The sequence below is a fragment of the Iningainema tapete BLCC-T55 genome (assembly GCF_014698965.1).
Taxonomy (GTDB): domain Bacteria; phylum Cyanobacteriota; class Cyanobacteriia; order Cyanobacteriales; family Nostocaceae; genus Iningainema; species Iningainema tapete.
In genome coordinates, this window is record NZ_JACXAE010000110.1 from 127,116 (window position 1) to 139,005 (window position 11,890).

The following is an 11,890-nucleotide window of genomic DNA, read 5'->3' on the forward strand; positions in this document are numbered from 1 at the left end:
AGATTGTCATAGTAATTACACTTGAAACCATGCTGTTAATGCCACGGCTAAAGCATCTGCAGCATCGTCCGGTTTTGGAATTGCATCTAATTCTAATTCCCGTGCCACTGCCTGTTGCACTTCATACTTTTCTGCATTACCGTATCCGGTTAAAGCTTGTTTAATTTGGGCAGGAGTAAACTCTACATACGGAAGATTATGTTGTGCTAAAGCTAACATAACCACCCCCCTTGCCTGAGCAACTAGAATAGTACTTGACATGCGGTAAAAGAATAGCTTCTCTACCGCTACTAACTCGGGTTTAAACTCCCCAATCAGGGTGTGCAAATCGTCGTATAAAGTACACAACCTTTTTCCTGTTTCTGTATTGGCTGGTGTACTGACGACACCAAAGTCCAACAAGCTTACCTTATGATCTCGTACCTGGGGTTGATTTTCCGGGCAGACGATCGCCCCAAACCCCAAGATTGCTAGCCCTGGATCTAATCCTAAAATTCGCTTGGACATTAAAGTCTCTTTAAATAAAATAGGCGATGGTTTTACTATCAATATTGATAACTTGAATTATGCTGTTGGAGTAAGAGCGGAATGGAAAAATGTCATTATCCGAAACTTAGCATTAAGCTACGTAGGATACATTTTTTTCACACTTGTAAGTTTGTAGCACTGCTTTAAATCAGGTATGTCAATTGGTTTTCTCAAACAAGCCCTCAACGCCCTGCAACTGCAGTCACGCAGTCGCACCCCTCACAGAGTCAACCAGTGGTTCAAATGGTTATCTCCTGGATTATTTGTCAAACGCTGGCTACTAATTAGTGTCAGTGGTGTTCTGTTAGCAAGTCTGGGGTTTGCGATTTGGATTAGACTGACACCAATTTTTTGGGCAATTGAGTTGCTCAAAGAGCTTCTGACATTAATCACCAAAATTGTACCGTACTACATTAGTGGACCAGTTGTGTTGGTGTGCGGCTTATTGTTGCTTGTTTGGGGGCAAAGCCGTACAGTAAGTTCAATTACTCAGGTGTTTAGATCGGAAGGCGATGAAGAACTCATTGATGTTCTACTAGCCCATCGTCGCTTGTACAGAGGACCAAAAATTGTTGTAATTGGAGGTGGGACAGGACTTTCTACCTTACTGAGAGGTTTAAAAACATACAGCGCTAATATTACCGCTATCGTTACTGTAGCAGATGATGGCGGTTCTTCTGGGCGATTGCGCCGAGAATTTGGCGTATTACCACCAGGAGATATTCGCAATTGTTTGGCGGCACTGGCTGATGAAGAAAAGTTGTTAACAGAACTTTTTCAATACCGTTTTCGTGTTGGGGATGGTTTGACAGGTCACAGCTTTGGTAACTTGTTTTTAACAGCACTGAGTGAAATTACTGGGGATTTAGAACGCGCTGTGGCAGCTAGTTCAAAGGTACTAGCCATTCGCGGACAAGTTTTGCCAGCTACTCTTAGTGATGTTCGGCTGTGGGCAGAGTTAGCAGATGGTAGTCATATTGAAGGTGAGTCGAATATTACCGCCGCCGGAGGTACGATTGTCAAAATTGGTTGTACTCCTGCCCATCCCTCAGCTTTGCCAGCAGCAATCAAGGCAATTAAAGAGGCAGACTACATTATTATGGGTCCAGGTAGTCTCTACACAAGTGTAATTCCTAATTTGTTAGTACCAGAAATTGCTGAGGCGATCGCTGCTACTAGTGCGCCGAAAATTTATGTTTGTAACATCATGACTCAGCCAGGGGAAACTCAAGGATATACTGTTGCCGATCACATTAGAGCGATTGATGCTGCTTGCGGTAAACCCTTATTTAATGCTGTACTTGTACACAAAAAATCCCCCAGCGCTCATGCACTAATCCGCTACGCTCAACAAAAATCTCATCCTGTGTTCATTGATCGTGAAGCCATTACTCAGTTAGGACGACGTATAGTTGTCGCTAACGTTATGCACGAAGATGAGACAGGTTATGTGCGTCACAATCCTCAACAACTAGCACGAGTCTTATTACGTTGGTACAGTGGAGTGAAACATGGAAAAAGTTAGAAGAAATTTTTGAGATCGATAAATTATGAAAATTTCCCTCAGTAATGCAGCTGCAACGCGCGCGCTAGGGATTTCTCTTGCTCAATCTTTAAGTGCTAACAGTGTAATTTTACTAGAGGGTGATTTGGGGGCGGGCAAAACTACCTTAGTGCAAGGTATCGGTGAAGGTTTGGGAATTACAGAATCTATTGTTAGTCCAACTTTCACCTTGATTAATGAGTATACACAAGGACGCCTACCCCTTTACCACCTTGATTTATACCGTTTAGAACCAGAAGAAGTCGCCGCCTTAAACTTAGAAACCTACTGGGAGGGTATCGAAGTTATTCCGGGAATTGTGGCGATCGAGTGGGCCCAAAGAATGCCTTATAAGCCAAATAGTTATCTTAGCTTACGTTTGGTTGCAGTTGATGGAAGTCGTTATGCCGAAATTACACCACACAACTGTGCTATAAAAGTATGACTAGTTTTGACACTAGAATATAATTTTACAGCGCATTAAATCTACCACTACCACGTTCATCAGAACCATTCAATTGAATCGTCATATTAGTTACCAAGTTTCATTTCAAAATTTCACAAATAGCAGGTACTTTCATGATTTGTATCCGCACACATTTATGCAATACCTGCATTTCAATGCAGATAGAACTCACAGGAGAACAACAACAAAGTTGTTTGAGGAGAATTTACGCACTATATCCATGATGATGTTTTTTTATCAACGGAGCAGCCTATTCTAAAACTTAACAAGCTGATAATTTACGCTTGCTCGTCTTTTTTGCTCGACCACCAAGCATCAGCATAGTTTTGACTACAACCGCTTACAAATCATAGAATAGATGTATTTCCAGTTAGTAAATGTTCATCCATGATGATTTTTGAAATTGCTTTAACCAATTATCACTTTTAATTAACAATTTTATTCCCGGACATGATAATAGTACAAGCAAATTAAATTTGGAGTAGAAGCAATATGACTTGAAAAAACTAGATTTTGTGATTGTGTTTGATAGATGCATACCAGCTATTTTTTAGTTAAAAACAAGGTTGATACATAAGTTAGACATGTTGATTTGTCCGGATTTATTTTCTACTCTTCTTTTCTTGAATGAGTAAACAAATCCGGATGGTTGATGACGATTAAGCAAATCGATAAAAGTTATACAACCATCAAGTGATAAGTAACTTGTCTAACTTATGTTCATGAATAGTATTCCCCAAATAAATGCAAGATTTATACATGATGAATAAAAAATTGGTTATTAATGAGTTATGTTAATTAAAAATTAAAAGAAAAAAAGATTTGCTAATAAGCTGATTGCCTCACTCTTGAAACAAGCCTGCTGCTCAACCAGATAGCAGTTAGCAATTATACCTTTTGCTTCTCAGCAGAGGTTTGCCGACTGAAATAAAGCGTGTTTTTTCTTTTCATCAATCAATTGACACGCCATTGGAGGTACAAATATACCAAAGGGGGAATTTGTCCGAAACTCGGAAAAGTACAAAGGCAGTAAAGCAATCAGGCAAGTTATAATTTTTTTGCGGATGAGCGTAACAAAAATTTATGACTAACCCCCTTTTGCAATCATTTTTCGTAGGCAGAGCAGTCGCAGAAGTCCTCACAGAGAAGCTAGAATTCGCTGTAACAGACGCTTTTAGCGAAATTGGCAAACTTGATGCTGAACTAACAGAGCAATTGCGTTCTTTTACAGAAGAAGTCTTAGAACGGGCAGAGCGAGCCAGTGCCGCAGCCAGTGGAGGAACAAGTACCACAGGGTACTCTCAATCTGGTTCAAACGCAGTTGATTTACAAGCAATGATCGATGAACTGCGTGCAGAAATTGCCTTATTGCGAACCGAGTTGCAACCTTATCGTAGTAATTCTCTCTAACTATTTCCCACACTAAGCTCAATTACAGTTTAGGAATCAGAGTGTCTCTTCCTCTTACTGACTCAATGAATAACCAGCGGTACGCAAAACATATGGAAAAGGATTATACAAAGGCATACCGTTGGAGTCGCGAAAAATACTCTCGCAGACGGCGCTTTCTCGACATTTGGTCTTTTGTATTGACCTTAATGTTCAAGCTTTGGTTGTATAACAAATCATGGAGCTACCCGGGTGGTGTTACTGAAGCCAAACAGTCCCTAAGACGTAAGGCACAGGCGATTTGGATTCGCAATACTCTGCTGGATTTAGGACCAACTTTTATTAAAGTTGGACAGCTGTTCTCTACTCGTGCTGATTTATTTCCGAGCGAATATGTAGAAGAACTGGCAAAGCTACAAGATAAAGTACCAGCATTTAGCTATGAACGAGTAGAAGCAATTATTGAGCAAGAACTAGGCAAGAAAATTCCTGAACTTTTCCAAAGTTTTGAACCTATTCCCCTGGCAGCAGCTAGTTTAGGACAAGTACACAAAGCTATGCTGCATTCAGGAGAGGCAGTGGTTGTTAAAGTGCAACGCCCTGGGCTGAAAAAGCTTTTTGAAATAGATTTACAAATTCTTAAGGGTATTACACGCTACTTTCAAAACCATCCTAAGTGGGGACGTGGGCGAGATTGGATTGGGATCTATGAAGAGTGTTGCCGCATTCTTTGGGAAGAAGTTGATTATCTCAATGAAGGACGCAATGCCGATACTTTCCGACGCAATTTCCGCAGCTATGAATGGGTAAAAGTACCCCGGATCTACTGGCGCTATACTTCACAGCGAGTACTGACACTAGAATATCTGCCGGGTATAAAAATTAGCCAGTATGAAGCGATAGAAGCAGCAGGATTGGATCGCAAAACAATTGCTCGTCAAGGCGCACAAGCCTACTTGCATCAACTTCTCAATAATGGCTTTTTTCATGCTGATCCCCATCCAGGAAATATTGCTGTTAGTCCAGAAGGCGCGTTAATTTTTTACGATTTTGGTATGATGGGGCGGATTAAGTCCAATATTCGTGATGGATTGATGGAAACGCTATTTGGCATTGCTTCCAAAGATGGCGATCGCGTTGTCCAATCCCTGATCGATTTGGGAGCAATAGCGCCAGTGGATGACATGGGACCAGTGCGGCGATCGGTTCAGTACATGCTGGATCATTTCATGGATCAGCCCTTTGAAAACCAATCGGTAGCGGCAATTAGTGATGACCTTTACGAAATAGCTTATAATCAACCATTTAGATTCCCAGCAACTTTCACTTTCGTGATGCGAGCCTTCTCAACTCTCGAAGGAGTAGGTAAGGGATTAGACCCAGAGTTTAACTTTATGGAAGTTGCTCAACCATACGCAATGCAGCTTATGACCAATATGAACGGTTCTGAGGGCAATAGCTTTCTCAATGAACTAAGTCGTCAAGCAGTTCAAGTTAGTAGTACAGCACTTGGACTACCCCGTAGACTTGAAGATACACTAGAAAAACTAGAGCGGGGAGACGTGCGCGTGCGGGTAAGATCTCTGGAAACAGAGCGCCTGCTGCGACGGCAAAGCAATATTCAGCTCACTTTGACCTATGCTGTCCTCATCAGTGGTTTTACGCTTTCGGCTACGGTTTTATTGATTAAAGATTATGTATGGTTGGCGATACTTGCCTTTTTAATTGCAGTTGCAGTGTCAGGGTTACTGATTCGGCTGCTCCTACGCCTTGACCGCTCCGAGCGCACGTATTAATAGTTAATGAAAGTCTATGAAACTTAAATTTACCGGAGTTAGCGATCCGGGACTTATTCGTTCTAATAACCAAGATGCTTATTATGTTGACCAAGAAGGGCGATTTTTCATCGTCGCTGATGGTATGGGTGGTCATGCAGGCGGTGAGCAAGCAAGTCGCATTGCGACTGTTGCAATTCAGGAGCATTTAGTCGCTAATTGGAATACTTCGTCGTCAGATGAGCAGTTATTAGAGTCGGCTTTGCAAAAAGCAAATGAAGCAATTTTGCTCGATCAGCAAAATCATCCTGAACGGGCTGACATGGGGACAACTGTTGTAGTAGTGGTGTTCCGCTCACCACAGTCGCCTTGGTGTGCTCACGTTGGTGACTCCAGACTGTACCGCTTCCGTAATTCCTCACTTGAGCAAATCAGTGAAGATCATACTTGGGTAGCACGCGCTCTGAAGATGGGCGAAATTAAACCAGATGAAGCACGGATTCATCCATTTCGTCATGTTTTATCCCGGTGTTTAGGACGTGAGGATCTCAATCAAATTGACGCTCAGCCATTGAATGTCACACCAGGCGATCGCTTACTGTTATGTAGTGATGGTCTTACAGAAGAACTCGACGATTTTCATATTGCTAACTACCTCAAAGACATCCCCTTGGTTGAAAAAGCCGCTCTCACTCTAGTTGAAGCCGCTAAAGAGCAAGGTGGACACGATAACATTACCGTTGTCTTAGTCGCACTCGACTAACTAGGAATGGCTAATTGCTAATTGTTAATTGTTAATTGCCAGTCTTCTATCAGCCATTAGCAATTAGCCATTAGCTATTCTTCCCGGTACATATACTCAAAATTTGTTCAATTTGAGCTTTTTTCTGTGCTGCAACTTGATACAAATAATCTTAAGCCTCTCAATTTATGAGCGGGAGGCTTAATTTAGCATATTTTCAAACCGAAGTTTGCCGGAATTTCTCTGTGTGGACTTGAGGTTTATATCACAAGGCTGACCCGTAAGCAATCAGCTCATCAGAAAAATCTCCATAAAGATATGGGCAATTAGTCAAACAATTGTTATCTTTCTTATTACAGGGGTACAAATGTATGACCGTATATGCCCAGGATCTTCTACCCATTTGGAACTTCTGTGAGCTATAACACTTTTACTAGTTATTTTTCGGAGTAATTATGAATCAACCAATTCAACTCACCCTGGAACAGCAATTTAGCATCCGCTCATTTGCTACTCAAGTGGAAAACATGAGTCACGAGCAAGCTCAGGACTTTTTGGTCAAACTCTACGAGCAAATGGTTGTGCGCGAAGCTACTTACAAAGAACTGCTTAAGCACCAATGGGGCTTAGATTCTGGTTCTTCTTGGGCATAGGCTGCTTGCGTAAAAGTAGGCGACCTCCTTCTCTTGCTCTGTTCCAAGGAGGAAAAGAACTGGGGATGCCGGGGCGTCAACTCGAAGAGATGACTACAAGGAAGAAGTTAAAGACGCAACTACTAAATTGCGCAACACTACTACGTACACTTAAATGTAGTTTTAGCTTGCCATAAGTTATAAGGCTGAAATTATGTGAAAATTTAGCCTAACTTATACTGTTGCTGCTTGCTCAAGTAGTTAATTTATTGTGTTTTTTATCTTTTGGACTAAACCAAATGATAGATTTAGCCCACCCCAAACGTTTTTTTGATTTGAGTTTTTCTATTTATCTTTCTTATAACTTGAATTGAGGGATCATGTAATATTATCTTTACATAATTTAATATTTACAAATTTTTGAGCGCGAGAGTTCTCAGCCAGAGAGATCGAATGGAGAATCTGTGTTGAGAGCATGAAGCTTTGCTAAGATTTGTGGTTTAATCTTTTCATACTCTGTTTTCAGTAAATTTTTACTGAATTGAGGGTCGCCAGAAGAAGCTAGAGTGTTACTCATCTTTATCCACTCTTGCAGTCGTTGGCGTTGAGCAGGGGCGATACTGGAAAGCATGACGTGAATACAGTGACTTGGTGCTTCTCGTGCAAAGAATAACAGGCGATAAAAACCTGATTGTGCCAGTAAACAAGCAATTTCTTGACCCATACTGGTTTTAAGATCGAGATAGTAAGGCAGCCATTTAGCACCACTTTTGCGGTTGTAGATTAGAGTAATCCACAGCAGCATCGGGTGAGGGGCAGTGATGAAGAGAAATTGATTGTATCTAGTGCAAACAGAGCGCTTCTGAATTTCCTGTAGTGGTAGCATGATCCATAAAGCTACTAAAACTTCTCCGTTAGCACGGATTGGCCCTGGAAACACAATATCAGCAATCGGTTTATTTTGCGGCCAACAACAAAGTCGTGCAATTTCATCGTTGGAAACAGATTTGAATGAATCTATGGTTTTTTTCTCCTCAACAGAGCTGCTAGCCGTAACTACATCAGTAGAATGATTACTCTGAAGCTGAATGTTACCTGTACTGTATTGTTGTTCTATAGATGCCAAAACTCGATGAATTTCAGCAATATTTTGAGGACGAGAGCTTGGTGTCTTTGCTAGACAACTCATCACCAAATCTTTCACTTCCTGAGGTATTTTTAATGTAGAGTCAACTTCCGTAAAGGAACGCGGTTGTTGATGATGATGTACTTTATACCATGCTCCAAAAGAGTGAGTGGGTGCGACTAAAGGCATTTTACCTGTGAGCATCTCAAACATCATCACACCCAAACTATAAATATCTGAGCGGTTATCTAGTTCTTTCCCCTCCATCTGTTCAGGAGAAGAATAAGCCATAGTACCTAAATAGTAGTTAGTATAATTGTTGTCAGATAGTAACAACTTAGCGATGCCAAAGTCGAGAATTTTGACTAACTCTCCAAAACTAGGGTCAGCAATCACTAATATATTGCTAGGCTTAATATCGCGATGGATAATCGGACAAATTTTACCCTCAACAGGGATACCATCATGAGCGCATTGTAATCCTAAGCTAATTTGACGTACCATACTGAGGAATCTGGGCAAAGGTAAATGCTGCTTGCGGATGATATTAGTTAAGCTGGTTCCCTGTAAATACTCCATCACGTAGAAAGGAGTGTTGTTCTCATCTACGCCATAGTCCATCACTCTAACTATATGAATACTTCTTTGCCCCAGAACAGCACAAGTTTTTGCTTCTCGCTCAAAACGATCTTGCAACCGCATTTTTTGGTTTTGAATTGATAAAGCTAGAAATTTAACAGCAACGGGGACACCTCCTAATAAAACATCCTTAGCACGGTAAACCCTACCCATCGCTCCAGTACCGATTAACTCCTGAAGTTGGTAACGTTTGCTAAGTAGGCGACCAATATTGTGGTCTGACATAGAAAATTTGCTACTCCCCTTATGTTTGCTGACGTTCTAGACTTGCTTCCATTGTGCTGGTTAAAGAATGACCAGCCATAATACTACTGGTAATGTAGTATGAGTCATTGTCCATGCGATGCAGGGTTTCAAAGCCACTGCGCCGTTGATTATCACCTAAAGCCCAAAAACGCTGTACGATAGTTTCTGGTCCAATCCAACCTTCTCCTTCGACCTGTCCTAAAAGATTGTGTTGGAGTAAAAAAGCATACAGGCGTTCTCCCCGATCCAGACGCCCTTTGTACTGCAAAGCAATCTCTGGGCGATCGCTCTTTGGAAATATCAGTTTTGTCGCCATTGTGAACCACTCTCGGTTCCAAGCGACCAAGGTGATACCTTTAACACTGATTGGCATAGAATTACGTTCCAGCCAACTTCCTTGTAAAATCCAGCGTCCTGGTTCCAGTAGAAAAGTGTGCGCCACCTTATATCATCCATTGTTCGGCGGTAAATAAATCCAGTTTGGCTCACCCTTGGAACCAACGGCAAGCGTAATTTCCGCTACAGTTATGCTGTTGTTGCATCTTAAGAGGCGCTCTTGTCAGCATTCCACCCGATATAACGGTAACTTTTACGAAACCGGGCTGATTGGGATACGGGCGATCGCCGCATTTGATCATGATCCGCGCATCCGGTGTTAAAACCCACAATTCCTGTAGAGACAGTACTGTACGGTCTATACATTGGATGTCGTTTTTAAAGAAGGTTGTAAATACCGGATTTTTTATGACTTTTAGAAAAAATTTGAGACTTGCGTAAAAAAGTCCTCCCCAGTCAGTAATCGTACTAGAAGCTAAGGATTGAGGAGGTTTACGATGAACTTGCTACAGGCATTAATTATAAAGTGGTCAATACAGCATAAAATAATTTCAGAATTTTTACGCAGTAATAATTCAAAAAATGTGATTCAAAACACATTTTTTGGGCAGTTCACTATTTGGAATTGCTCATATGCAAGATTGTATATTTACTTTCAACAAAGAATTTACTAACTAAATGTAAAGTTATGATGAACAAGCGATGCTCACGATTTGGAGCTTTAACACTGTGTAGTATATTTACCTTGATAGGGATGACTACCTTTGAGCAGCTGCTGTCAGATAGCGCACAGAAGGGAGGACACTCTAACCGTGTTTTAGCACAAATGGCTGCGGAAAAAGAAGCTAATCGAGTTTGTCAAAAAGCGAGTCCTGCTGTTGTAACGATTAAAGACGGCAATGGACATGGTAGTGGTTTTCTCGTAAATCAAGATGGATTAATTATCACAAATGCCCATGTTGTCGATGGAAGTCCTAGTGTAGTGACAGTGGTTTTTCAGGATGGGAAGCAAGTTCCTGCAGATGTGATTGGTTTTGCAATGGGAGGCGTAGACTTAGCTGCTTTAAAGATACAAAACCGCAAAAATTTGCCAGCCCTTTCTTTAGCTCCTTCAGGTTCAGCCAAAGTTGGTTATCGCACTTTTGCTATTGGTTCTCCTCTAGATGCAGACAATCGTGATACCTGTACGCAAGGTAATATCAGCCGTATTCGACAAGATGGAACAATTCAACATACTGCGAGTACTAATCAGGGGAATTCTGGAGGACCTTTATTAAATGCTCAAGGAGAAGTTATTGGTGTCAATACTGCGGTTGCGACAGCACGAGTTTTTGACTTCAAAGGCGATGTCGTGGGTGTTACACCCAGTGGAACAGGGATTAACTTTGCTATCCCAGTTGCACGGGTACAGTCTTTCCTTTCAGATGTACGACAAAAGCGAGTCTCTGCCGACTCTACCCTAGCTAAGCAAACAGAACCATCGATTCTTACTATCTCGCTTAATGGTCAAGTGGTGAACGGCAGTTTAGGTGAAGGCGATCGCACTTTAGAAAATGGTAGCTTTACAGATTTATATCAATTTCAGGGTCGAGCAGGTCAACAAGTAGTTATTGAGATGACAAGTCAGAAAATTAACTCGTTCTTAACTTTATATCAGATTATTGAATCGGATGTAGGTCAACAAGTCAAGGCAATAGCTCAAAACGACGATAGAGGAGCGGGTGATTTTAATGCTCAAATTATAACCACATTGCCAAAAGATGGAATCTATCTAATAGTAGCGAGTTCTTCAGAAAGAGGAGAGTCTGGAAATTATAGCTTAAAAGCAACTGCTAAACCTTAAATGACCAATTAAGGTCATATTTTATCGCTCAGTTTTTAATTTCATCATCAATTTCTACTTCAAGAGTCAAACCTATGAAACGTCAATTATTAGCCATTGCTTTAGGAGTAACTACTTTAACATCTGTAGTGACATTGGCTGTTAGTGTGTCTCCGGCTTCCAGTCAAGCCAATTCTTCTAATTCTCAGTCAGATAAAGTTACTTTCTTGTGTAAAGAGATATTTGACCCGGCAAGTGGTGAAAAGATTCCGGCTACAATTGCTTGGATTCCTGAGCGTCGAGGTCATGTGCGTTTGATTGCCTGGAAATCTGAAATTATTCCTAATTTCTCTCCTCAAAAACGCTGTCAGATAGTAACACCAAAGTTTCAAGAATTTTATGCTCAGGGGCTTTTAAATTACCTCACTAACGGAATAAATAAGGGTTATCCCGTGATTTGTAGTATTCCCAATCAAGGAGAAACTTGCAATGACAAAAATCAATTATTTACGATTAAACCTGGTAGCGAACCAAAGATAGTGTTTAAGTAACTTATGGGTATACTTACAGGGCAAAGCGGAGGTCCTGTGTATCAAAGTTCTGGTAAGCAAGTGTATGTCAATGTCAAAGAGTTTTTGAATAAGGC

At 41.1% G+C, this 11,890-nt stretch carries 12 protein-coding genes; 8 read left to right on the forward strand and 4 right to left on the reverse strand.

Annotated features, from left to right (window positions below; all coding sequences use genetic code 11):
* Positions 1-15 precede the first annotated feature (15 nt).
* Entirely contained in the window at positions 16-507 is a 492-nt protein-coding gene (ruvC, locus tag ICL16_RS36690) for a crossover junction endodeoxyribonuclease RuvC (RefSeq protein ID WP_190836506.1), read from the reverse strand.
* A gap of 175 nt (positions 508-682) precedes the next feature.
* Between ruvC and ICL16_RS36695 the strand changes: the two genes are divergently transcribed.
* The 6 genes from ICL16_RS36695 to ICL16_RS36720 all read left to right on the forward strand — a co-directional run bounded on the left by ICL16_RS36695 (position 683) and on the right by ICL16_RS36720 (position 7,096).
* Complete coding sequence (locus ICL16_RS36695) at positions 683-2,053, forward strand: gluconeogenesis factor YvcK family protein (protein WP_190836507.1); 1,371 nt, start codon at positions 683-685, stop codon at positions 2,051-2,053.
* A 25-nt stretch (positions 2,054-2,078) separates the two neighbouring features.
* On the forward strand, positions 2,079-2,516 hold the full coding sequence (gene tsaE, locus ICL16_RS36700; protein ID WP_190836508.1) for a tRNA (adenosine(37)-N6)-threonylcarbamoyltransferase complex ATPase subunit type 1 TsaE: 438 nt from the start codon (positions 2,079-2,081) through the stop codon (positions 2,514-2,516).
* A 1,104-nt stretch (positions 2,517-3,620) separates the two neighbouring features.
* Complete coding sequence (locus tag ICL16_RS36705) at positions 3,621-3,947, forward strand: DUF6825 family protein (protein ID WP_190836509.1); 327 nt, start codon at positions 3,621-3,623, stop codon at positions 3,945-3,947.
* A gap of 92 nt (positions 3,948-4,039) precedes the next feature.
* Entirely contained in the window at positions 4,040-5,722 is a 1,683-nt protein-coding gene (locus ICL16_RS36710; protein WP_190836510.1) for an ABC1 kinase family protein, read from the forward strand.
* Between the two features lie 16 nt (positions 5,723-5,738).
* On the forward strand, positions 5,739-6,464 hold the full coding sequence (locus tag ICL16_RS36715) for a Stp1/IreP family PP2C-type Ser/Thr phosphatase (RefSeq protein ID WP_190836511.1): 726 nt from the start codon (positions 5,739-5,741) through the stop codon (positions 6,462-6,464).
* Positions 6,465-6,898: 434 nt separating this feature from the next.
* Positions 6,899-7,096 (forward strand): NblA/ycf18 family protein, encoded by a 198-nt coding sequence (locus ICL16_RS36720; protein ID WP_190836512.1) that lies wholly within the window; start codon positions 6,899-6,901, stop codon positions 7,094-7,096.
* Positions 7,097-7,511: 415 nt separating this feature from the next.
* On the opposite strand, the gene ICL16_RS36725 is transcribed toward ICL16_RS36720, so the two are convergent.
* From ICL16_RS36725 to ICL16_RS36735, 3 genes are all read right to left on the reverse strand, one after another.
* Positions 7,512-9,065: a serine/threonine-protein kinase gene (locus ICL16_RS36725; protein ID WP_190836513.1), complete on the reverse strand. Its 1,554-nt coding sequence runs from the start codon at positions 9,063-9,065 to the stop codon at positions 7,512-7,514.
* A 19-nt stretch (positions 9,066-9,084) separates the two neighbouring features.
* Positions 9,085-9,528, reverse strand: coding sequence for a hypothetical protein (locus ICL16_RS36730; RefSeq protein WP_190836514.1), 444 nt, complete (start codon positions 9,526-9,528; stop codon positions 9,085-9,087).
* 101 nt (positions 9,529-9,629) lie between these two features.
* Positions 9,630-9,788 (reverse strand): hypothetical protein, encoded by a 159-nt coding sequence (locus ICL16_RS36735; protein ID WP_190836515.1) that lies wholly within the window; start codon positions 9,786-9,788, stop codon positions 9,630-9,632.
* A 322-nt stretch (positions 9,789-10,110) separates the two neighbouring features.
* Between ICL16_RS36735 and ICL16_RS36740 the strand changes: the two genes are divergently transcribed.
* A complete protein-coding gene (locus ICL16_RS36740; RefSeq protein ID WP_190836516.1) occupies positions 10,111-11,265 on the forward strand; it encodes a S1C family serine protease in 1,155 nt (384 codons plus the stop codon).
* A gap of 74 nt (positions 11,266-11,339) precedes the next feature.
* Positions 11,340-11,795, forward strand: a complete 456-nt coding sequence (locus tag ICL16_RS36745; protein WP_202895904.1) for a COP23 domain-containing protein — start codon at positions 11,340-11,342, stop codon at positions 11,793-11,795.
* The last annotated feature ends 95 nt before the right edge of the window (positions 11,796-11,890 follow it).